Origin of the sequence: Rhizobium sp. BK316, assembly GCF_014193695.1 — a bacterium.
Taxonomy (GTDB): Bacteria; Pseudomonadota; Alphaproteobacteria; order Rhizobiales; family Rhizobiaceae; genus Rhizobium.
In genome coordinates this window covers 388,292-408,668 of the sequence record NZ_JACHZR010000002.1, presented here as the reverse complement: position 1 = coordinate 408,668, position 20,377 = coordinate 388,292, and the positions used below count along the sequence as shown (strand labels likewise).

Here is a 20,377-nt window from a genome sequence, read left to right as displayed (position 1 = left end):
CGGAAGCCGCGGCCGATATACTTCCGGTCTTAATCAGCCGGTTTGTCGGGCGACGGCATATCGTCTGCCCAAAATGGCCGGGGATCAAGCCCCGGCCTTTCTGATGTCAATCAGGCAGGGCTCAGCCCCAGCACTTGTCCGTGCCTTCCTTGGTGTCGATCGACTTGACGCCGGAGACCGGCTTGTCGGTGACGAGCGAAACGCCGGTGTCGAAGAAGGACTTGCCTTCGGTCGGCTTCGGCTTTTCACCGCTATCGGCGAACTTCTTGATCGCCTCGATACCGAGCGATGCCATCAGCAGCGGATATTGCTGCGAGGTGGCACCGATGACGCCTTCCTTGACCGACTTGACGCCCGGGCAACCGCCGTCGACCGATACGATCAGCACGTTCTTTTCCATACCGACGGCCTTCAGCGCCTGATAGGCGCCGACAGCGGCCGGTTCGTTGATCGTGTGGATGACGTTGATGCCAGGATCCTTCTGCAGAAGGTTTTCCATGGCCTTGCGGCCGCCTTCCTCGTTGCCGTTGGTCACGTCATGGCCGACGATGCGCTTGTCGTCTTCGTCGCCGATCTTGTTCGGGTTCTTCGGGTCGATGCCGAAGCCGATCATGAAGCCCTGGTCACGCAGAACGTCGACCGTCGGCTGCGACGGCGTCAGGTCGAGGAAGCCGACCTTAGCGTCCTTGGCCTTGTCGCCGAGCGTTTCCTTGGCCCACTGGCCGATCAGCTTGCCGGCGAGCAGGTTGTCGGTGGCGAAGGTGGCGTCGGCGGCATCGGCCGGCTCAAGCGGCGTGTCGAGCGCGATGACCAGCAGGCCGGCATCACGCGCCTTCTTGACCGAAGAGACGATGCCCTTGGTGTCGGACGCGGTGAGCAGGATGCCCTTTGCGCCGTCGGCAATGCAGCTTTCGATCGCTGCGACCTGGCTTTCGCTGTCGCCGTCGATCTTGCCGGCATAGGACTTCAGCGAAACGCCGAGTTCCTTGGCCTTGGCCGTAGCACCTTCCTTCATCTTGACGAAGAAGGGGTTGGTGTCGGTCTTGGTGATCAGGCATGCAGAAACATCTGCCGCCATCGCCGGAGCGGAAAAGGCAACGCCGAGCGCGAGAGCGCCGAAAGCGAGAACTGATTTCTTCATGAATTCCTCCCAGAGATTAGCCGACCCGCCCCCAAGGCGGTGCCGGAATTCATGCACAGCGAGACTTGCGGAATGTGACATGAGCCCCTCCCAAAGCCGTCCCGTGCCGTTGACGATGGCAATTAAGAGCGAAAGAAAACGGCTTGTCAATAAATAAATCCAATTGAATTATTAATTCGATGTGGCATGCTGGCGAGAAATCGGGCATAGGCCGTTAATCGGGAGGAGTGGCCAATGTCGTCCTTGGATGGTCCGGATTCGATGCCGGCCCCGCCGCCAATTCTGAATCCGTCGGGAGGTGCAAACCAGATCAGGGTGCGCGCCTATAACGAACGGCTCGTGCTGTCGCTGGTGCGCCTCTATGGTGCCCTGTCGAAGGCCGATATCGCACGTCGTAGCGGGCTGTCTGCCCAGACCGTCTCCGTCATCATGCGGGTACTGGAGAAGGAAGGGCTGCTGTCGCGCGGGGAGCCCATTCGCGGCCGCGTCGGCCAGCCATCCATCCCGATGCGGCTCAATCCGGATGCCGTCTATTCCTTCGGCGTAAAGATCGGCCGACGGAGCGCCGACCTCGTGCTGATGGATTTCGTCGGCAGGATCCGGCTGCAGCTGCACAGGATCTATGCCTATCCCCTGCCCCACGAGATCCTGTCCTTTGTGACGCAGGGGATCAAAGAGCTGGAGGGAAAACTCGAGGAGCGCGAGCGCAGCCGCATCGCCGGCCTTGGAATTGCAGCACCTTTCGAACTTTGGAATTGGGCCGACGAAGTGGGGGCGCCTGAAGGAGCCATGGAAGTCTGGCGCGACTTCGATCTGCAGGCCGAAATCGCGGAACAAGTCTCTTATCAGGTCTTCCTGCAGAACGACGCCACCAGTGCCTGCGGCGCGGAACTGGTGTTCGGCGTCGGTCCCTCCTATCCGGATTTCGTTTATTTCTTCATCGGCTCCTTCATCGGCGGCGGGATCGTGCTGAATTCATCGATCTTTTCCGGCAAGACGGGCACGGCCGGCGCGATCGGCCCGCTGCCGGTGCGCGGCAAGAATGGCGAGACGCTGCAGCTTCTTGAGATCGCATCCATCTTCGTCTTGGAAAACATGCTGCGCGAACGCGGCATCGACCCGCAGCCGCTCTGGTATTCGGCCGACGACTGGGTGGATTTCGGCGAACCGATGGAGGCCTGGATCCAGGATACGGCCAAGGCGCTGGCACAGGCGATCGTGGCCGCGGCCTCGATCATCGACTTCAGCGCCGCCGTCATCGATGGCGGCTTTCCCGACTGGGTGCGCCGGCGTATCGTACAGGCGACGATCCACGAGGCTGAAAAGCTCGACCTGCAGGGCGTCGTCATGCCTGACATCGTTGAAGGCGTGGTCGGCGCACAGGCGCGTGCCATCGGCGGCGCCAGCCTGCCGATCTTCGCGCGTTATCTCACCGACCAGAATGTACTTTTCAAGGAGATCGACAATGCTGAAAGGGCTTGACCCGCTGCTGAGCCCGGACCTGCTCGCAACACTACGCGGCATGGGCCATGGCGACGAAATCGCCATCGTCGACGGCAACTATCCGGGCATCGAGCACGCCCGGCGACTGATCCGGCTCGACGGGCACCATCTCATTCCGGTTCTCGATGCCGTTTTGAGCGTCCTGCCAATCGACGACTTTGTGGACGAGGCGATCTTCCGCTCGACCGTGAAGGCCGAACGCGACAAGCTCGACCCCGTGCACGAGGAAATGATCGCCTGCTGCGCCAGGCACGAGCCGGATCGCGAAGTCATCCCACTCGTCGGGCAGGATTTCTATGGCCGCGTGCGGGCGGCCCATGCCGTCATCCAGACCAGTGAGCCGCGGCTCTACGCCAACATCATCCTGCGCAAGGGCGTCATCTATCCCTCGGCCAGTGACGAACCTGCCAAGGCCGAGGTCGATCCCTTCGTCTATTGATATCGGTTTTCAGATCTCGCCGGCAGACGGCCCCCAGACATCCGTCAGGGCAAAGCCGAGGGGATGGGGATCGAAGGGATCGAGGGCGACCTGCGACAGGCCGAAGGTAAAGCCGCGGCCTGATATCGTCGGGATGACGGCGGGCTTACCGGCCACTTCCGCCAGCGCCTGCAGACCGACCTCGAATTCCGAGCCGATGATCGACTTCGATTTGAAGGTGTCGCCGACCTTGGCCTTTCCGCGGGCGTAGAGGGTCGCCAGATTGGCCGAATTGCCTGTGCCGCATGGCGAACGGTCGGCGCGTCCCGGCCACATGGTGGTGCAGGTGCGCACCGTGCCATCAGCCTCGATATCGCGGAACATGACATAGGCCACGCCTGAGATCGCGGGGATTTCCGGATGCACGACGTGCATATTGCGGTTGATGAGATCCTTGAGGATCATGCCCGCCTGCACCAGTGCCGCGGCATTCGCCTTCTCGATCGTCAGGTTGATCTGGCCGACATCGACCAGCGCGTAGAAGATGCCGCCATAGCAGATGTCGGCCGTGATCTTTCCCCAATGCGGCGTGTCGATCTCGACATCAAGCTCGTGGACGAAGGACGGCACCATGGTGAGTTTCACCTTTTCACAGCGGCCATCATGGCAGGTAGCCGTCGCCTTCACCAAGCCGGCTGCGGTTTCCAGCGTGACGATGGTTTCCGGCTCCTTCATCTCGACGATGCCGGATTCCAGGAGAGCGGTCGTCACGCAGATGGAGTTCGAGCCGGAACTCGCATGCGCCTGATCGGGCTGGAGGATGATGAAGGCGGCATCCGCGTCCGGATGCTTCGGCGGCAGCAGCAGGTTGACCGACCCGATCGGCGCGCCGCGCGGCTCGAGGCAGAGGAAGCGACGAAGCTCCTGGCCCTTCGGATCGGTATTCAGCCAGTGAAGCTGAGCGGCGACCGTCTCGCCCGGAATCTTCGGCACGCCGCCGATCGCGACCTTGCCGATTTCACCTTCGGCGTGGACATCCAGAAGCTGGATCGTACGCTTCCATCTCATCTTGCAAACTCCAATCAGACTTAACGCGAGATGCCGTCATCAACGCGGATATTCTGGTCGGCGACGGAGCCGCCGACATCACTGCTGTTAGTATCTATCGATACGGAATGGCTTGATATCAACAGGCGTTTTGCCGCCCATCACCATATCGGCGATCAACCGCGCTGTCGTTGCCGAATAGGTCAGGCCGAGATGGCCGTGGCCGGTGGCGTAAAAGACGCCTGATATTTTCGAGGAGGGCGAAATGATCGGGATCGTATCGGGCAGCGCCGGGCGGTGGCCCATCCATTCGCTGGTGTCCTGAACCTTGAGATCGGGCAGGATGCGTTGCGCATGGCGCACGAGCACACGCGGCCGACGGAAATCAGGCGCGGCCGTGAGTCCAGCCAGCTCGACATTGCCGCCGACGCGGATGCCGCCTGCGGTCGGCGTGACCATGAAGGCGCGATGCGGCCAGATCACCGAATAGCGCATGGAAATACCAGGCTGCATGATCTGCGTATGGTAGCCGCGCTCGGTTTCGAGCGGGATCGGCTCGCCGAGGGCCTCGGCGAGGAAACGGGTATGAACGCCAGCGGCGAGAATGACGTTATCGGCCTCGATGCGACTGCCGTTTTCGAGAAGGACGGCGATCTTTCCATCACCCCTGCGCTCCACACTCTTTACCTCGCCGGAAACGAAGTTGGCACCGGCGGCCTTCGCGGCATCGGCGAGCTTCACGACAAGCTTGTAGGGATCGCGGATCGACTTGTTGTCCGGCAGCAGCACCGCCTTGGCGATTTTCGGCGAAAGGGTCGGCTCGTAATACTGGATCGCGCCATTGCTCAGCACTTCGAACTCGAAGCCATAGCGACGCATCAGTTCGAGATGGCCGCGGTCCGCATCGAATTCGGCCTCGGTCTCATAAATCGCCAGGCAGCCCTCTTCGGTCATCAACTCGGGCGCGCCGATTGTATCGAGCATGGCGCTGATATCGCCGAGAGCAATCTTGGAGAGGCTCATGCCGGCATCCTCGATCTCCCTGAGGCGCGAGGGACGGCCGGCGGCGAGGAAACGCAGGAACCAGGGCAGGATTTTCGGCGCATAGGAAGGCCGCAGCCAGACCGGGCCTTCCGGATCGATCAGCCAGCGCGGCAGTTTCTTCCAGGTCGCAGGACCGGAGCCGGCTGCGAAGTCAAGCGCGATGCTCGCCATATTGCCGTAGGAGGTTCCCCTGCCCGGCTCGCCCTTATCGATTAAAGTGACCTGAAAGTCGCGCCGCTGCAGCTCGAAAGCAATGGAAGCGCCGACCACACCGGCGCCGACAACGGCCACCGTCTTATTCGTTTCATTCGCCATGTCTTGTCCACCACACGGCAGAGTCGATTGCCGTTCAGGGTGTGATATATCACAACAAAGCGAATGCCTATGATTTTTTACTGTGCCTCTTCCGGCAATCCGGCACCGACGCTATCGCCCACGGACCCGACCGTATTGTTCATCGATTGACCGAGACGGCGCACCTGGGCATCGTAGTTGCGGCGGGTGCGGGGATCGAAGATGGCGATCGGCGTGCTGACTGCAAGGCTGACCGCGCTGCCGGCCGTCTGGGCTGCACCGATGGCAACCGCACCGACCGCTTCACCGAGCCCGACTTCGGAATCGGTGATGGTCTGGCCGGCAATCAACCGGTCGCCAATAAGCTTTACCACTTCGGGGCTCTCAGCAAATTTGCCATGGTTCAGGCGGTCGCCGGTCTTCAGCTTGGTCAGATCGAGCACGGTGATACCGGCCGCTTCCAACTTGCTGCGATAAGGCTCGGCGGAAGGGTCGATCTGGCCGAGGCGATCGACATTGCCAGAGATGCGTCGCGAGAGTGCGAGCGCGCGATCATCCTGGGATACGAAGATGGTGAAGTGCGGTTTGTCCTTGCCGAGGCTCTGAAATTGACGGCCGAACACGTCGACATCGAGATCAGGCGAGGCAAGGATGACATTGTTGATCTTAGAGGCAACGTGGCCGTCGCGGATCGCCATCTGGCGCAGAGCCTCGACTGTCAGCCACGTGCCCATGGAGTGAGCCATGACGGTGATGTCGCCGACGGCTGGATTGTTGGCCGTGCGCCGCAACAGCTCTTCGAGTGCATCGCGCGAATAGTTGGTGCTTTCCTTGTCGTAGTTGTAGTCGAAGATGCTGGCGCGGGATGGCCAGGTGAACACGACGGGCGCGACATCGGCATGCGAATCATGGACGATCTGCGCGAAACGATAGACCGCATCCTCGTAGCGATTGTTGAAACCATGCACGAAGATGAGCACGCGCTTGCTCTTCGGCATATGCGTCCTCAGCCAGTTCTCTCCCGCCTTCTCCCCATCCAGCGGATCGACCGCGACGGTGACGAAGTCCTTGAGGGGGTCGGCGGGCAGACGGCGAGGCCATTGCACCTGCCCTGCCTTGCGGTTGGCTTCCGGCGGAATGGAGACATCGACGGCATCGACCATCAGCCCGGTGCCACGCTCGCCGGAGAAGAGCACGGCCGGATTTTCGTCAGCAGCCCGCGTCGTCGCCACCAGCAGGTCGACGCGCGAGGTCCCCGGCGGAACCGTGCCGGCCGCCTGCATCACGCCGATCGGCCGCCCGCAGGAAGCGAGGCCGACGCAGAGGACGAGCAGGGCTGCAAGGGCTTTGCGAGAAACGCCGCATCCGCCGATCATGACATCTCCGCAGGTTCAGGCGTCATCGCGCCAAGCCACCGACATGCGCTTGACGCGCGCTTCCAGTTAGTCCGAGCCCGTGAGCCAAGTCAATTTCACGAAGGTTTCAGGAGGGATATGGTCCGGAAAAGAAAAGAGCCCGACGCGGGAGGAGGTGCGTCGGGCTCTTGATCCTGACTGACAACTGGGAGGAGGAGTGTTGTCAGTCCGATGAAAGGAAGCGCTGGGAGGAGGAGTGCGCTGCCTTCGGGATTATTAATACCCAATTCATTTGATGGAGAATAGCGAAATTACCGCAATGCAGCAATGCATTCGGCGCAATGCTTGCCTCATAGGCGTCACGCGGGCGCCTCATTTTGCAGCACCTTTGACCAGATGATCAAAATTATTCGGCAAATTGCGCCCGCATGAAGTCCATATAGGCCTGATCGTCCATGCTCCGGCGCGCTTTCACGAATCCGCGCGCATCATCACCGACGAGATAACGCAGCTGGTCTTTGCCGTCGGTCGCAGCTTCATAGACTACCCTGGCAACATCCGAAGACGTCATCATTTTCGCGGCGACCATCGCTGCAAAGGCCCGCTGAGCACGCTGCAGGAATTCATTATAATCAGGCAGGCCCGAGGGATCGATGGCAAAATCGGCGCCGGCGCGCTCCTGGAAACTGGTCTCCGCCACACCGCCGTGCGGAATCACCGACTTCACGCCGACGCCGAGTCCCAGAAGTTCGTAGGACAGTGCCTCTGTGAAGCCTTCGAGCGCGAATTTCGAAGCACAATAGATCGACAGGGTCGGCAGGGTGAAGAGGCCGGCGCCCGAGCTGACATTGATGATCGTGCCGGCCTTGTTTGCCCGGAAATGCGGCAGGATCGCCCTGGTCACATCCATGACGCCGAAGACATTCACGTCGAACTGCTGCTGGATCTTTTCGCGCGAGGTTGCCTCGAAGATGCCGTTCTGGCCGTAACCGGCATTGTTGACGAGCACGTCGATGCGTCCGAACTGTTCGATGCCGGCCTTGATGGCGGTATCGATGCTGCCGCGATCCTGAACGTCGAGCCTGACAACGAGGATATCGGCAAGTTCGGTCAGCTCGCTTTCCTTTTCAGGGCTGCGCATGGTGGCGATGACATTCCAGCCATTGGCATGAAAGAGCCTGCCTGCCGCCTTGCCAATGCCGGAGGACGCGCCGGTGATGAGAACTGTCTTTTTCATAATCTGCCTCACGGGTTTTGAGTTTGATCCCGGAGGCTAGATAGTTGCGGCCCATTGTCCTTATAATCCACATATTCAAGGATGAGCTCTTGCGGGATTTGGGACAATGCAGAAGACCGGACTGATTGAACTCAATGCGGTCGTTGCCGTCGCGGCGGCGCGAAACTTCCGCGCGGCCGCCGCCGAACTCGGCATGTCGACCTCCGCGCTCAGCCATGCGGTGGCGGCATTGGAGAACCGGATCGGCGTCAGGCTGTTCAACCGCACGACCCGCAGCGTTTCGCTGACCGAAGCGGGAGAGCAGTTTCTCGGCAAGATCGGCCCCGCGCTGAAAGACATTTCGGCTGCGATGGAGGCGGCGACGCAGGCGCGCGCCACGCCGGCAGGAACGCTGCGCATCAATACATCGGAGGGCGGCGCGCGGCGGATCCTGATACCGATCGTGCTTGAATATGTCAGGCGCTTTCCCGATGTGCATGTCGATATCGTCAGCGACGGGCGCATGATCGATATCGTCGCCGACAGTTTCGATGTCGGCATACGCCTCATCGAAACCGTGCCGCAGGACATGATCGCCGTGCCGCTGAAGGCCGAAGAGCGTTTCTTCGTTGTCGGCGCTCCCTCCTATTTCGAAAAACATGGAAGGCCGCAGACGCCGAACGACCTTCTGCGCCATGCCTGCCTGCGGTTGAGGCTGCCGAGCGGTGCGGTCTATCGCTGGGAGTTCGAGCGGCACGGTGAGGAAATCCGGCTCGATGTGAAGGGGCCGATGACGCTGCAGAGCATGGATCTGATGCTGGAAGCAGCCGTCGGCGGCGCGGGGCTTGCCTATATGACCCAGCAGAATGTGGAGGCCGATCTTGCGGCTGGCCGGCTGACTACAGTGCTCGAAGACTGGACGCCGCCCTTCCCCGGCCTCTGCCTCTACTATTCCGGCCACCGGCATGTGCCGGCGACATTACGCGCCTTCCTGGATGTTGCGCGCGAGATGACGCGAGCGCGAAAGGAGAACGGCCGCGGCTGAAACCGCGGCCGTTTTGTGTTCTGTCTTATGACGATCAGGCAGCCTTGAAGAGCTTCTTGCCTTCGGCGTCGAGGGCGGTGAACTCCTCGTCCGACAGCGTGATATCAACGGCTGCAACGTTTTCTTCGAGATGCTTGACCTTCGACGTGCCGGGGATCGGCAGCATGACGGGGCTGCGCTTCAGCACCCAGTCCAGCGCGATCTGACTCGGAGCGGCATTGTGCTTCCTGGCGATCGTATCGAGCAGCGAGCCGGGCTTGGCGAGATCACCGGCAGCCAGCGGATACCAGGGGATGAAACCGATATTGTGCTTGGCGCAATAGTCGAGCACATCTTCGCTGGTGCGGTCGACGAGGTTGTAGCGGTTCTGGACGGTCGCGACCTTGAAGACCTTGGAAGCTGCTTCGATATCGGCCACCGAGACTTCGCTGAGGCCCGCATGACGGATCAAGCCGGAATCGAGCAGCGACTTGATGGTGTCGAACTGCTCCTTGGCCGGAACCTTCGGATCGATGCGGTGCAGCTGCCAGAGATCGATCTGTTCGACGCCGAGATTGCGCAGGCTCTTGTGCACCTGCTGGATCAGATATTCCGGACGGCCGAGCGGCAGCCAGATATTCGGGCCATGGCGCGTGAGGCCGCCCTTGGTGGCGACGACCAGACCCTTTTTATAGGGGTGAAGCGCTTCCTTGATCAGCCATTCGGAAATGTCAGGACCGTAGGAATCGGCCGTATCGATGAAGTTGACGCCGAGTTCCGGCAGCCGCTTCAGCGTGCGGATCGATTCATCGTGATCGGCTGGATTGCCCCAGATACCGTCGCCGGTGATGCGCATGGCGCCGAAGCCGAGACGGTTGACCTCCATGTCGCCGCCGACCTTGAAGGTGCCGGATTTCGCTGCATTGTAATCGCTCATCGTCTTTTCCTCTCTTGGTCAATAAAATCACTCAAAATCGGTGGAGCTGGAAAGCTGCTCCCAGGCGTCGAATTCGGTCTTGAGAGACCCAAGCTTCTCGCGAACGAGGCTGATCGCATCACGCCCGAGCAAGAGATGGGCCGGCGGATTGTCGGATGCAATGAGCTTCAGCATTGCAGCCGCTGCCTTTTTCGGGTCGCCCGGCTGGTTGCCATTGCGTTCGAGGCGGCGCTGGCGCAGGGGCTCGAAGACCTCATCATAATCTGCGATCGAACGCTCTGCCCGCACCATCGAGCGGCCGGCCCAATCTGTGCGGAAGCCGCCGGGCTCAACGGCGGTCACGTGGATGCCGAAGCTCTTGACCTCCTTGCCGAGGCTTTCGGAAATACCCTCGAGGGCGAACTTGCTGCCGTGATAGAATGCGATGCCCGGCATGGTGATGATCCCGCCCATCGAGGTGACATTGAGAATGTGGCCGCTACGGCGCTTGCGCATATAGGGCAGCACCGCCTGCATGACAGCCACCGGCGCGAAAACATTGACCTCGAACTGGCGGCGCAGCTCGTCCATCGTCGATTCCTCGACGAGACCTTCATGGCCGTAGCCGGCATTGTTGACGAGAACATCGATCGGACCGATCTCTTTTTCGATCTCGGCGACAACAGGCGCAATCGCTGCGGTATCGGTGACGTCGAGAAGCTTACCGAAGGCAGAACCGGGCTTCAGCGCCTCGAACTCCTTGAGGGCTTCTTCATTGCGAAGGGTGCCGACCACCTTGTGACCTTCAGCGAGAGCGGCTTCTGCAAGGGCGCGGCCGAAGCCGGTCGAAACGCCTGTTACGAAAAGGATTTTGGACTTCGATGTCATGGCCTTCACTCCGTGGGCTGTTTGATGGAGGCGAAGGTAGGCTCATCCGATAATTTCGATAACCTCATTAAATGACGATAGCCTTTTTAGAGAAACTTATTAATCTCGGACTTGAAAACGGAGATCCGAATGCGCCAGGACATGCTTGACGGCATGGTGACTTTTGTCGTCGTCGCCGAGGAAAAGAGCTTTTCAGCCGCTGCCGTCCGGCTTGGTGTGTCGCCGTCCGCCATCAGCCAGACGATCAGCAAGCTGGAGAGCCGTCTGCGGCAGCCGCTCTTCAACCGGACCACTCGCAGCGTGAGTTTGACGGAAGCAGGCAACCGCTATCTGGAGCGGATACTTCCCGCTTTGGGTGAGCTTGCCGACGCCAGCAAGGATCTTGACGCAGATGTCGGCCGGCCGGCCGGTCTTCTGCGGCTGAATGTGCTGCGCGCCGGCTATATGATCGCCATCCAGCCGCTGCTTGGCGATTTCCTGGAGGCCTATCCCGACATTCAGGTCGAGGTGAAGATGGAAGCCTCGATGAGCGACATTGTCGCCGAAGGCTTCGATGCCGGCATCCGCTTCGGCGAGACGGTGGCCAAGGACATGGTGGCCATTCCGATCGGCCCGCCGATCCGTGCCCATGTGATCGCCTCGCCGGAATATCTCGGCCGGCGCGGCATGCCGAAACATCCGCGCGACCTGCTGCAGCATGATTGCATCGGCTTCCGCTTCGTCACCAGCGGCCAGGTCGAGCGCTGGGAATTCGAGAAGGATGGCGAGCGCATCGATATTACGCTCCATCCGCGGCTGATCCTCAACGATTCCGCAGCACTCACACAGGCAGCCCTCGATGGGATCGGCATTTCCTACATGATCAACGGCTATATCGAGCGCTTTCTCGAAGACGGTCGGCTCGTGCGGATCCTTGCCGACTGGAGCCCACCGCTGTCAGGCCTGACGCTCTATTATCCGGATCGCCGGCGGGTGCCTGCCAAGCTGCGCGCGCTCATCGATTTCCTGAGAAAGCATCGATCCGAAGCGCCGCCGGCAACGGAAAGCGTGATTATCTAGAGCATTTCCGTTTATCTCCGAATCACGGAAATGCTCTATCTCTTTGTTTTCACGCAATTCCGGACGCAAAACCGCTACGCACTTTTGCTAGAATTGCTCTGGCGTATGGAATTGCTTTGGAGGCGGGTTTTCGTCTCTTCGCCGAATTCGGCCAGCATCTTCCAGAGTTCGCCAAAGATCTCGCGTGCGAAGGCTTCCATTGAAGCGCCTTCCATCAAAGCATCCTGGGCGCGCGCGCGCCAGACCTCACTGCCGACGCGCAGCGCGCCGATGACGATCGTCGAAAGCAAATGCATATGCGTCCGCACGTCCCGATCGCCGCCCTTGCGGGCAATCAGCGCCTCGGTCAGCTTCTGCTCCAGCTTGGCATATTTGAGCTGATCGCGTGCCTTGAGGGTCGGCGTGCAATGGATGAGTTCGCCAAGCGCCATGGCACGCTCGTCAATCGAAGCGGTGACGGTGACGATCAGGGCTTCCTCGACCGCCTTGACGGAGGATTCACTGGCTGGCCGCTCGGCAATCGCCGCCATCAGGCGGTCGGCGAAGGAATCCTGCCAGGCGAAGACGACCTCTTCCTTTGACGGGAAATAATCAAAGAAGCTGCGCTTCGAAACATCGGCAGCTTCAGTGATCTCCTCAATGGTGGTGGCGTCAAACCCGCGCTCCAGAAAGAGGCTCATCGCTGCCTGCTCGATGCGCTCGCGGGTCTGGCGCCGTTTGCGCTCGCGCCTGCCCTCGACGGCTTCAGGCTGTTTCTTCTCGGTCATTTCCATCAGGTGTCATTCAGTCATCCGCTTCGGAGAAAGCGGCGATCTCCATATCCACTCCGCCGGTGCGATATTTGAAACGCTCACGTGAGAGTTCAAGCGGCTTGCGGCGCGAAATCCGGTAGACGGACGCTGGCGGCAGGTTGCGGACCGTGCCGCCGATGCGCGTCGCTTTCAGGCCCAGGCGGTCGAGGATCGGGCGCGGCACGGGACAGCGCGGCCCGTAGGTGAACTGATAGAAAGCACCGCCGGCCCGCATATAGACAAAAGCCCCTGCAAGGATCGAGGCGATCTTGCGCGGCGACATGGAAAGCAGTGGCAGGCCGCTGACGACAGCGCCGACGGGTTCGCCCTCGAAAATATCAGCCTGCGCCAGATGGGCTGCGTCCATCTGCAGGATACGCGCATCGGGGAAACGCTTCTGGAGCGATCCTATGAATTCAGGACCATATTCGATGAGCGTCAGGTCGCACTCGCTGATGCCACGCGCAAGCAGTGCGCGGGTGAAGACGCCGGTGCCTGGCCCGAGCTCGATAATCGGGCCGTCCAGCGCAGCGATCTCGCTTGTCATGATCCGGGCGAGCGAGTCGCCGGAGGGCGCAATCGCGGCAACCCTCAACGGGTTGTTCAGCCAGGAACGGAAAAAATGCAGGAAATCGGAATATGCACTCTTTGCTATCATGATTATCCCACCTGGCTGAAACGTGATTGACTGTTGATGCGACGATCTCCCCCAGCATGGCAATTCCAAGGCAGGCCCGTCAATCCATCGTTTCTTCGCAGGTCGTCCTCCTCAACATTTTGTGTATTTTTGTATCTATTGCATTTTTGCACTTAGTGCAATGTATTATATGGATCCGCAATCGGCCCGAACCGTCAACTCCACAATGGGAGCTTCCATGACTGGCTGGGCGGGAGGGGCGTGCCGGACCAAATGGGCCGGCCTTCCCTCGACAGCGTGACCAAAGCACCCTTGGAACGAAAAAGGCAGCCGTGCAGGCTGCCCTCTTTCGAGGTAGAGACTCCAGCCCCCTTTCCTCTCGCCTTATGCCATCAAACTGCTTTTAATAGTTGCAGCCCGAGCTGCTGGTCGGGTTGAAGCGGAGGCCGCAGGCCATGTTGAGCGGCTTCTTCGGGCTGTACTGGTAGGGCATGGAGCTGCTGGATGCACCGTTGACCGAACCGGTCGTGCGGGGCTCCTGGCGAGTCTTGGTGTTCTTCTGCTGCTTGGTGATCTGATGCTGCGGCTGTTGAGCCGGGGCTGCGTCGGCAGATGCGAAAGCCGAAACGCTGACGATTGCGCCAAAGGCGGCGGCCACGAGGCCATTCTTCACTAGGTTGATCACTTCTTGTCTCCTTGGGAGGGTGGTTTCGAATTACGCCAAGGAGCTAGGAAGCGGATTTGTCATATTCTACTGTGCCGCAACAGCGATCACGGATACGTGAGTTCCGATTGCGGACACGAAAAAGGCGGCTTTTGGCCGCCTTTTTCTTTGCCGGCTCAGTAGCCGTTGTCGCACGGCATGCTGCCGGGTCCGATCGTGCCGGTAAACGTGGGGTTGCACATAGTTTTGGGTGCAGGGCGATTTTCGGGTTGGCGGACAATCGAGCCCGTGGTGCCGGCTTCAACGCCGAACGCGGCAAGCGGATACCAGTAGCCGTCGGAGTGACGGCGGGTACCGGGGCGTTCCGTGCGGAATCCATGAAAGCCATGCCAATAGCCGGCATGTGCTTTATATTGCACCATTTCTGCATTCGACGGGACCGGAATCCGGGCCTGTTGAACGGGCGCCGCCAGCGCGGGAGCGGTAAACGAGAGGGCGAGAAGAGCGCTGAGCGCAAAGGCGGACGGGGCTAGATTAAGCATTTTCATGATAAACCCTCCTTACTGGATTTACCTAAGAAAAATGCGTTCTATGCGCGCGAAGTTCCATCATCACACGCGGCTTCCTGCACTTGTGATTGCAGGCGATTTGCCGCGACTGAAAGACACAAAAAATCAAAATTGCGATTTTGCAAAAGCCGCGAGAGTGGCGCCTGCGACAATTCACTAGCTGTGTGAATTCACTGTTCTCAGTTGGCGTACAAAGGACGGTAGCCCTGGCTTGCGACGCAGGAGAGGTATTGCCGATGGGCGGCGCCACTTGCATTGGTTTCCCGCTCCACGGCATCGCGGTGGCCGGTCATCTGCGCACGCAGGTCGTACTGCTTATTCGCCTCGTCATACATTGCGTTGGCATCGGACACACAGAGGCTGTGAGTGACACCAGGCGGATTGACGGGGGAAGCGACCGGTATGAGCACCGGCGCATTGGCACGGTCAACACAGCCGGCAAGGGCGCCCATCATGACAACGAGACCGACCACACCCATAATTCTCGTCTTCATCCGACCTCCGGTCGCTCGCCTACACAATCTATCGCTTCCGCAGATAGACGCCGAAGGTTGCGCGAAACTAGGCATGAGGAGGTCGGATCTCGTGCGCTCCGCGCTCGTTTGGATGGGCTCGCCTGATCCATTGGGTAATTCGGCTAAGATCAGGGAGAACGACCCGGAAAAGGAACGCACCTCGGCCATTGTCTCGGCGCTGCCGACGGGCAAGCCCTGGGCTGCATCTGAAATTGCTAAAATAATAGAGGAAGGGGCCTTCGATCCCGTCGGCAACCGTCGCCATGAAGCTCTGATAGACGCGCTCTCGGAGTTTATCGAACGCGGCCGGCTCAACACCACGCGTTTCAGCGGGTTCCTGCGGAAGAACTGCGGGCGAATCGTCAACGGACAGACCATCGTCAACGCAGGAAAAAACCGCGTCAACGCGGTTCTCTGGCAAATCGACGGCAGTGCGTGCCAGAGCGAAGCAGCCCCGTTCAACGCTCAGATGTTTGCCGCCCCATTGAACGCGGACACGAAAAGATAGCCGAGGCTCTTGGCCGCGGAGGCGGTGATGTGGTCGGCGTCCATGTAAAGCGGCACACCGTTTCGCGATGCGAGGCAATGGTCGTTGTCACAGAAGGCGGCCAGCGGATCGACGATCGCCGCATCGTATTTGGCGGCATATTTCTTCAGCATGGAGCGGGCGAGTGCCTGCCTCTCGGCGATATAGGGCCAGGGCGGCGCAATATCTGTCGAAGTGCCCGCAAGCTTGGCCTTGGCCAGAGCCTCGGGCACGAAGTGACCCATTTCCGGCACGTCCATGACGAGGACAACCTTGACGCCCTCCTGTTTCAATTGAGCCAGGGTGTTATCAAGCGCTGTTGCAACGGGCGTCGAGTAATCCGCCACGCTGGGGGGAATGGAGGCATCGAAATAATCCCCCTGGTTCGGCAATTCGGACTGGTGAACATATTTCGGCCAATAGGCCAGCATGAACACGAGCGGAATATGCTTTTCCCTAATCAGGTCGCGCACCGAGTTGTTGAAAGCCGTGCATCGTCTTGTGTCGCCCTTGGTCGTAAGCGGCACATCATTGAGCGGTGGGCAGGTGGCATGGGCGGCGAACATGCCGCCGAACCCTCTGGCAGCTGCGGCCGTATCGATCGCCGGCGCCATTGCTGCGGCGTGTGAGTCACCCCAGACAAGGAAGTCCGGACCGGTGTCGTCCAGATCGCCCAGAGCGCAGACCTTGCCGCTTTCGATATCGGCATTCGACGGCCCCTTGTGGTCGGACTCGCTGAAGCAGCCATCCTGATAGAAATGGCTCCGGTCGTAGGTTGCCGCATAGATGGCGCGAACATCGGCAGGCAAGCGGCCTGGTGCGCCGCCACTCATGACCACCAGTGTCCCAGCGCCGGACGTGACCCCGACGAGCAGAACCGCTATCGCCGGCAGAAGCCTGCCCTTGAACAAAGCCAGGCTGCCGCGGAACGGCTTTTCGATGAAGCGCCACGAGGCGATCGCAACAAGGATCGATGCCAAAATGACAGTCAGACGCAGCGCGGGAGTCAGCTCGTGGCCCGTGAAATAGCGCGTGAAAACGATGATGGGCCAATGCCAGAGATAGAGCGAATAGGAAATCAGCCCGACGAAGACGAGCGGCCGCAGCGTCAAAAGCCGGCCGACGACGCCATTGCCGGCGCGCGCATGGATGATGCAGGCTGCACCGAGGCAGGGCAGCAATGCGGCAAAGCCCGGAAAGGTCGTTTTTTCGGTGAAGGTGAAGACCGCGATCCCGATTAGGAGGAGGCCGGTTGCCGCCAGAACCTGCCGGCCCATTTTGCTGCGCAGTTCCGGAATGGCCCCCAAACCTAGCACGACGCCGATCAGAAGCTCCCAGACGCGATATTGCGACAGATAAAAGGCTGCCGTCGCATCGCGGTTCAACGCGCCGATGCCGGCGGCGAAGGATGCCGCCAGGATGACAAGTACCAAAGCGATGACCTGTCGCGGCGCGATCCTCTGCAGCAGGATCATGACGAGGGGAAAGCCGATGTAAAACTGCTCTTCGACGGCAAGCGACCAAGTATGCAGCAGCGGCTTCATCTGTGCGCCGATGTCGAAGTAACCTGCCTCCTTGGCAAACTGGATGTTCGACGTGAAGAGGGACGCGGCGCTCATGCTGCGGGCGAAATAGAGAAGTTCCTGTGGCATGAAGGCGAACCATGCAACGACAGCGCAAGTCAGCATCATCGCAAAGAGGGCGGGGAAGATCCGGCGGACGCGTCGCTGATAGAAGCCGAGAAGACCGAACTCGCCTTGTGCCATCTCGCCCGCAATCAGGCTGCACATCAGATAGCCGGAAATGACGAAGAACACATCGACGCCGACAAAACCGCCACCGACGCCAGCCACGCCGGCATGAAAAAGGATGACCGGCAGGATGGCGATCGCCCGTAGCCCATCAATATCGGCCCGGTAGGGGAAATGCTTCGCACCATGTTGAGGAGCAACGAAAACGGGACTTTCTCCCCTCATAAGTAACATTTCAAACCTTTATGGTTGAATGTCGGCAAAGAGCGCGGATGAGAGCTATCCGACGCGATTAAGGTATTTGAACGCGTAGGCACCCAAAAGCAGCGCAACCCCCAGCCATATTGCCATGATCGCTATCAATCCCGCCCGGGTGACGGGCCGCTGTTGCCGGCTGGCAGCCAGCGTCCTGAACTCCGACATCAACGGTGGCGGAATAAGCCGGACTGCCCACAGCACCCCGAGCGGCACGATAATCAGATCGTCGAAGTATCCGAGAATTGGGATAAAATCGGGGATGAGATCGATCGGTGAGAGCGCGTAAGCGGCGACCATGCCGGCGACAAGCTTTGCCGCCAGAGGCGTTTGCTCGTCACGTCCAGCCAACCAAAGTGCAACAACGTCGCGCTTGATGGTCCGCGCCCATTGTTTTGCAATGTCCAGCCATTTTTTCATTGCGTGCCGCCGATGCTCCGTAACCGTATTCAGTCAACTACCCACCTCCGGCACATGAGCTTCGGCGTTGTGCAGTCATCCGGCTCATAGGTTGCTAGGATGCTTAGGATTGTCTCTACCGACGCACGGAAATGTCAGTCACATGTATAACAGTGCAAAAATGACATTTTCTAGAAACCTTGGGCAAGTGCCCCTGCACCCCCTTCAACCTAAGCAGTTCGTCCGGAAAACCAGTGAGACTTTCTAAGACCTCATTTTCTCCCGTCGTCTGTCTCGGACTTAACCCTTCTCGCCGATGGTCGCTGTGATCCTTCACACAGGCGAAAGGCTGCAGGACGTGGTGATCAAGGGTTTCCAACTCTTTGACGCGGGCACGGACACAGCATTCGGGCCGGCGCGTCACCCATAGATAGAGAGGATCCTGCGATGCGACAATTGGCGGCAAATGCGATATACTCTTCCGGAAAACGAGAGAATGCATATGGAGCGACTCGATGACCTCGAGGCCTTCTTGGCCATCGCCGAGAAAGGCAGCCAGACCGCAGCGGCGCGCCACCTGCGCCGGTCGCTGCAGTCCATCAACCGCTCGCTTGCGGCACTGGAGCAGAACGTCGGCGTCGGGCCGGTCGGTTCGCTGCGTGCATCGGCAGTTGGCGGTGCGGATCAGGGATATGGCCGATTCCAGCCTCAAGGCACGGCGTCTCGGCGATCTTCGCGCCGTGGTCTTCGGATCTCCTGCCTACTTTGCCACATATGGCCGTCCCGAACATCCTGACGACCTGATACGACATCAATGCGTTCTGCGCCATGCCGAAGGGTCCGGCGAGACATGGACGTTCCGGATCGGTGGAAAGCCGTGCGGGTGCATGGTCGCTTCGGCAGCGACAGTGCGGCTGCAACACATGCCGCCGTGGCAAGCGGGCTCGGCATCGGGCTCACGCCGCTATGGCAGATCCGCAGCCTCGTTGATGAGGGTACGGTGGAAGTGGTTCTCGAAGACTTCGAGGACAGCAAGATTCCAATTTACGCAGTGTGGCCATCCGGCAAGATACCGCTCGCCAAAACGCGCCTGTTCGTGAATGAGCTGGCCGCCCGGCTGAAGCGCGAGCGGCTGTAAGCCGGCGCTGACTTTCCGGTAAGCTCCAAAGGAAGCCGTTTGAGAAGCTCATAATGCCTGAGGCGCGACTCTGCATAGCTGAGCCTGCCATAAACTACTCCACCCTCGTGCGATACCGTTGCGTGCCAAGCGGCTCTCGCCAAGGTTCCGAAGCCTAGACCCTTTTCGGATACAATTCATTGGGAGAATAATGGCTCATTGGGAGAATAATGGCGCACCGTCTCAGGTGAAGATGAGAACTATGTCTCCTCCATGGCTCTCCAAGGCCCTCCGGATGATGAAGCCATAAACGGATCTTCCTGCATCGCCGCAACGAGATATTCGATAATGGTTCTTACGCGAAGCGGCATGTTGCGCCGCGAGGAGTAGACCAGGTTGATCGGCAGGCGGGCCGGCGGGAAGTCGGGCACTAGATTGACCAATCGCCCGGCGCCGATATCGGGTGTCGCCAGGATGTGGGTGAGGATCGCGATGCCGGCTCCGGCAAGCACGGCGCGGTGCACGGCAACGGCATTATCCAAGACGAGACGCGGCGCGATCCGCACCGCGACTTCATCGGCCCCGTTGGAAAACTGCCAGGAACGACCGCTGCCGCCGCGGCTATAGCAGATACAGTCATGGCGGTTCAGATCCTCGAAGTTTCTCGGCATGCTTCGTTTTTCCAGATAGCTTGGGGATGCGACGAGAAAGGCCGTCGTCCAGCCGATCCTGCGGCATATCAGGCTGGAATCGGCAACAGCGCCGAGGCGCACTTCGAGGTCGATGCCTTCTTCAATCAGATCGGATGGCTCTTCGCGAAACAACAGTTCAACGAAAAGTTCCGGGTGGCGGTCGAGAAGAGTTGCGAACCGGTCGCTCATGTAAAGCCCCAACGGTGCAGGCAGGGAGAGGCGTACCTTGCCAGATGCGGTTCCCTCCGGACCGGCAGACTCGCCGAGTGCTTCCACCGCTTCGATAACCCTGAGCGCCATCGGGATCATCCGTTCGCCTTCGGACGTGAGTGCCAATGCTGTGGTCGAGCGATGCAGAAGACGTGTGTCGAGCTGGGCCTCCAGCGCCGAAACCTGCCGGGAAACCGCAGGCTGCGTCAGCTTGAGATCGATGGCGGCAGCTGAAAACGAGCCCGCCTCGGCAACCCGCAGGAATGTCCGTAACGCGCAAACGATGTCCATAACCGTCCCCTTCGTTCTCGACATAAGCCTTATGTCCGCCACTTGGGTCGAAAGG

Annotated in this window: 21 protein-coding genes and 2 pseudogenes; 8 read left to right on the top strand and 15 right to left on the bottom strand. The window is 60.0% G+C overall.

Features of this window, described 5'->3' with window-relative positions:
* Positions 1 to 121 precede the first annotated feature (121 nt).
* Positions 122 to 1,141 (bottom strand): sugar ABC transporter substrate-binding protein, encoded by a 1,020-nt coding sequence (locus tag FHT87_RS10560; protein ID WP_037071865.1) that lies wholly within the window; start codon positions 1,139 to 1,141, stop codon positions 122 to 124.
* A 234-nt stretch (positions 1,142 to 1,375) separates the two neighbouring features.
* Between FHT87_RS10560 and FHT87_RS10555 the strand changes: the two genes are divergently transcribed.
* Positions 1,376 to 2,623, top strand: a complete 1,248-nt coding sequence (locus FHT87_RS10555) for an ROK family transcriptional regulator (RefSeq protein WP_183801625.1) — start codon at positions 1,376 to 1,378, stop codon at positions 2,621 to 2,623.
* Complete coding sequence (locus tag FHT87_RS10550) at positions 2,607 to 3,083, top strand: RbsD/FucU domain-containing protein (RefSeq protein ID WP_183801622.1); 477 nt, start codon at positions 2,607 to 2,609, stop codon at positions 3,081 to 3,083. The genes FHT87_RS10555 and FHT87_RS10550 overlap by 17 nt, the downstream gene beginning before the upstream one ends.
* A 9-nt stretch (positions 3,084 to 3,092) precedes the next feature.
* Here FHT87_RS10550 and FHT87_RS10545 read toward each other — a convergent pair whose 3' ends face one another.
* The 4 genes from FHT87_RS10545 to FHT87_RS10530 all read right to left on the bottom strand — a co-directional run bounded on the left by FHT87_RS10545 (position 3,093) and on the right by FHT87_RS10530 (position 8,039).
* Entirely contained in the window at positions 3,093 to 4,130 is a 1,038-nt protein-coding gene (locus FHT87_RS10545) for a 4-hydroxyproline epimerase (RefSeq protein ID WP_183801619.1), read from the bottom strand.
* Between the two features lie 87 nt (positions 4,131 to 4,217).
* Positions 4,218 to 5,468 (bottom strand): FAD-binding oxidoreductase, encoded by a 1,251-nt coding sequence (locus tag FHT87_RS10540; protein WP_183801616.1) that lies wholly within the window; start codon positions 5,466 to 5,468, stop codon positions 4,218 to 4,220.
* A 77-nt stretch (positions 5,469 to 5,545) separates the two neighbouring features.
* A complete protein-coding gene (locus tag FHT87_RS10535; protein ID WP_183728092.1) occupies positions 5,546 to 6,823 on the bottom strand; it encodes an alpha/beta hydrolase in 1,278 nt (425 codons plus the stop codon).
* 385 nt (positions 6,824 to 7,208) lie between these two features.
* Positions 7,209 to 8,039, bottom strand: a complete 831-nt coding sequence (locus tag FHT87_RS10530) for an SDR family oxidoreductase (protein WP_183801613.1) — start codon at positions 8,037 to 8,039, stop codon at positions 7,209 to 7,211.
* 106 nt (positions 8,040 to 8,145) lie between these two features.
* On the opposite strand from FHT87_RS10530, the gene FHT87_RS10525 reads away from it, so the two are divergent.
* Entirely contained in the window at positions 8,146 to 9,063 is a 918-nt protein-coding gene (locus FHT87_RS10525) for a LysR family transcriptional regulator (RefSeq protein ID WP_183728090.1), read from the top strand.
* A 34-nt stretch (positions 9,064 to 9,097) separates the two neighbouring features.
* On the opposite strand, the gene FHT87_RS10520 is transcribed toward FHT87_RS10525, so the two are convergent.
* Positions 9,098 to 9,979 carry an aldo/keto reductase gene (locus FHT87_RS10520; protein WP_183728089.1) on the bottom strand — a complete coding sequence of 294 codons (882 nt, stop codon included), beginning with the start codon at positions 9,977 to 9,979 and terminating at the stop codon, positions 9,098 to 9,100.
* A gap of 27 nt (positions 9,980 to 10,006) precedes the next feature.
* Positions 10,007 to 10,846, bottom strand: coding sequence for an oxidoreductase (locus tag FHT87_RS10515; RefSeq protein WP_183728086.1), 840 nt, complete (start codon positions 10,844 to 10,846; stop codon positions 10,007 to 10,009).
* Positions 10,847 to 10,975: 129 nt separating this feature from the next.
* Between FHT87_RS10515 and FHT87_RS10510 the strand changes: the two genes are divergently transcribed.
* Positions 10,976 to 11,905 carry a LysR family transcriptional regulator gene (locus FHT87_RS10510; RefSeq protein ID WP_183801610.1) on the top strand — a complete coding sequence of 310 codons (930 nt, stop codon included), beginning with the start codon at positions 10,976 to 10,978 and terminating at the stop codon, positions 11,903 to 11,905.
* 74 nt (positions 11,906 to 11,979) lie between these two features.
* Here the strand turns inward: FHT87_RS10510 and FHT87_RS10505 are convergent, their stop codons facing one another.
* From FHT87_RS10505 to FHT87_RS10485, 5 genes are all read right to left on the bottom strand, one after another.
* Positions 11,980 to 12,672: a TetR family transcriptional regulator gene (locus FHT87_RS10505; protein ID WP_183728080.1), complete on the bottom strand. Its 693-nt coding sequence runs from the start codon at positions 12,670 to 12,672 to the stop codon at positions 11,980 to 11,982.
* 16 nt (positions 12,673 to 12,688) lie between these two features.
* Entirely contained in the window at positions 12,689 to 13,354 is a 666-nt protein-coding gene (locus FHT87_RS10500) for a methyltransferase domain-containing protein (protein ID WP_183801608.1), read from the bottom strand.
* Positions 13,355 to 13,736: 382 nt separating this feature from the next.
* Positions 13,737 to 14,018, bottom strand: coding sequence for a hypothetical protein (locus tag FHT87_RS10495; protein WP_183801605.1), 282 nt, complete (start codon positions 14,016 to 14,018; stop codon positions 13,737 to 13,739).
* A 155-nt stretch (positions 14,019 to 14,173) separates the two neighbouring features.
* Complete coding sequence (locus FHT87_RS10490) at positions 14,174 to 14,545, bottom strand: cell surface protein (protein WP_183801602.1); 372 nt, start codon at positions 14,543 to 14,545, stop codon at positions 14,174 to 14,176.
* A gap of 200 nt (positions 14,546 to 14,745) precedes the next feature.
* Positions 14,746 to 15,060, bottom strand: a complete 315-nt coding sequence (locus FHT87_RS10485) for a hypothetical protein (protein ID WP_246698099.1) — start codon at positions 15,058 to 15,060, stop codon at positions 14,746 to 14,748.
* 91 nt (positions 15,061 to 15,151) lie between these two features.
* Between FHT87_RS10485 and FHT87_RS10480 the strand changes: the two genes are divergently transcribed.
* Positions 15,152 to 15,589, top strand: coding sequence for a hypothetical protein (locus FHT87_RS10480; RefSeq protein ID WP_183728068.1), 438 nt, complete (start codon positions 15,152 to 15,154; stop codon positions 15,587 to 15,589).
* Here the strand turns inward: FHT87_RS10480 and FHT87_RS10475 are convergent.
* Both FHT87_RS10475 and FHT87_RS10470 read right to left on the bottom strand, forming a co-directional pair.
* Positions 15,547 to 17,583: an acyltransferase family protein gene (locus FHT87_RS10475; RefSeq protein WP_183801599.1), complete on the bottom strand. Its 2,037-nt coding sequence runs from the start codon at positions 17,581 to 17,583 to the stop codon at positions 15,547 to 15,549. The two genes, FHT87_RS10480 and FHT87_RS10475, sit on opposite strands and share 43 nt — an antisense overlap.
* Positions 17,584 to 17,637: 54 nt before the next feature.
* A complete protein-coding gene (locus FHT87_RS10470; RefSeq protein WP_183801596.1) occupies positions 17,638 to 18,033 on the bottom strand; it encodes a YkvA family protein in 396 nt (131 codons plus the stop codon).
* Positions 18,034 to 18,478: 445 nt separating this feature from the next.
* On the opposite strand from FHT87_RS10470, the pseudogene FHT87_RS31400 reads away from it, so the two are divergent.
* The 3 genes and pseudogenes from FHT87_RS31400 to FHT87_RS31180 form a co-directional block, all read left to right on the top strand.
* Positions 18,479 to 18,640 (top strand): annotated as a pseudogene (locus FHT87_RS31400) (LysR family transcriptional regulator); the annotation flags it as partial.
* A gap of 64 nt (positions 18,641 to 18,704) precedes the next feature.
* Positions 18,705 to 18,812 (top strand): annotated as a pseudogene (locus FHT87_RS31185) (LysR family transcriptional regulator); the annotation flags it as partial.
* Positions 18,813 to 18,862: 50 nt separating this feature from the next.
* Entirely contained in the window at positions 18,863 to 19,150 is a 288-nt protein-coding gene (locus FHT87_RS31180; protein ID WP_246699599.1) for a LysR substrate-binding domain-containing protein, read from the top strand.
* 239 nt (positions 19,151 to 19,389) lie between these two features.
* Here FHT87_RS31180 and FHT87_RS10460 read toward each other — a convergent pair whose 3' ends face one another.
* Positions 19,390 to 20,322, bottom strand: a complete 933-nt coding sequence (locus tag FHT87_RS10460) for a LysR family transcriptional regulator (protein ID WP_183801593.1) — start codon at positions 20,320 to 20,322, stop codon at positions 19,390 to 19,392.
* Between the last annotated feature and the right edge of the window lie 55 nt (positions 20,323 to 20,377).